Source organism: Myxococcaceae bacterium JPH2 (genome assembly GCA_016458225.1).
Classification (GTDB): domain Bacteria; phylum Myxococcota; class Myxococcia; order Myxococcales; family Myxococcaceae; genus Citreicoccus.
This window is the reverse complement of the sequence record JAEMGR010000096.1, coordinates 1-1,647: the sequence shown is the minus strand read 5'-3', so window position 1 is coordinate 1,647 and position 1,647 is coordinate 1. Positions and strand designations below refer to the sequence as shown.

General features: G+C 69.4%; 1 protein-coding gene. It reads left to right on the top strand.

Annotated elements, in window-relative coordinates:
- Positions 1–1,647, top strand: a 1,647-nt coding sequence (locus tag JGU66_36255; protein ID MBJ6766229.1) for a non-ribosomal peptide synthetase, incomplete at both ends; no start/stop codon positions are given.

Here is a 1,647-nt window from a genome sequence, read left to right as displayed (position 1 = left end):
CAAGCTGAACCGCGCGGCGCTTCCTGCCCCGGACCTGACCGTCCTTCCGCGCGGCGCGCACGTGGATCCGCGCACGCCCACCGAGCACGCCCTGGCCACGCTGTTCGCCCAGGTGCTGGGTGTGGAACGGGTGAGCGTGACGGACAGCTTCTTCGAGCTGGGAGGTCACTCGCTGTTGGCCACGCAGGTGGTGGCGCGCGTCCGGAGTGGCTTCGGCGTGGAGTTGCCCCTGCGCACGCTGTTCGAGGCGCCCACCGTCGCCGCGCTTGCTGTGCGTCTGGATGCCCAGGCTCCCCGAGCCTCCGAGTCCCATGCGCCACCGACGCTCGTCCGAGCAGATCGGACCTCGGATCATCCGCTCTCGTTCGCGCAGCAGCGGCTGTGGTTCCTCGGACAGCTCGCCTCGACGGGCATCGCCTACAGCCTGCCGTTCGCATTGAAGCTGACGGGCGCATTGAACGAGACCGCCCTCCAGCAAGGCTTCGATGCCCTGGTCCGCCGCCACGAGTCGCTGCGGACCACGTTCCATGAAACGGGAGGCGAACCCTTCCAGCGCATCCACTCGCCCTTCTCGCTCCCCTGCACGCGGGTGGACCTCACGGGGCTGCGCGATGGAGCGCAACGCGAAGCGGAGGCCCTGCGCCTCGCCACGGAAGAGGGCTGGCGCCCGTTCGATCTCGTGCGAGGCCCGCTCGTTCGGGCGCTCCTCTTGAAGCTCAGCGACACCGAGCACTTCCTGGTGCTCAACCTGCATCACATCATCTCGGACGGCTGGTCCATGGGCGTGCTCGTGCGCGACATGGCCCAGCTCTACGCGGCCGCGCTTCGGGGATTGCCGTCACCCCTCCCGGACCTGTCGGTCCAGTACGCCGACCACGCGGTATGGCAGCGAGGCTGGCTCCAGGGCGAGGTGCTGGCGACGCAGCTCGGATACTGGAAGCACCAGCTCGCGCAGGCGCCGTCCCACCTGGAGCTGCCCACGGACAACCCGCGCCCGACCCACCAGTCGTATCGCGGCGCAGCGGTGCGCATGCATCTCCCCCGTGAGCTGAGCCTCGCCATCGAGTCCCGAGCCCAGCGCGACGGGGCGACGCCGTTCATGGTGCTCCTGGCCGCCTTCGACGCCTTGCTGCACCGCTACAGTGGCCAGGAGGACTTGCTCGTCGGCGCGCCCATCGCCGGGCGACGTCACGCGGATACCGAGAACATCATCGGCTTCTTCGCGAACACTCTCGTGCTGCGGGCGCGCATCCAGCGGAGCACCACGTTCCGCGAGCTGCTCGCGCAAGTGCGCGACACGACCCTCGGGGCCTATGAGCACCAGGAACTCCCCTTCGAGAAGCTCGTGGAGGAGCTGCGGCCCGCGCGTGACCTGGGACGCTCGCCGCTCTTCCAGGTCACCTTCAACCTGCACAACACCCCGCTGCCGGAGCTGGCCCTTCCCGGCCTCTCGCTGCGCCCGCTGCAAACCGAACACGGCGTCACGCGCTTCGACCTGGAGCTGGCCCTGCAACGCGAGGCCGAAGGCTTCGTGGGCGGCTTCACCTACAGCACGGCGCTGTTCGAGTCCTCCACCGTAGAGGGCATGGCCCGGCACCTGAGGCAGCTCCTCGAAGCGGCGCTCGCCTCGCCGGAGACGCGCGTGTC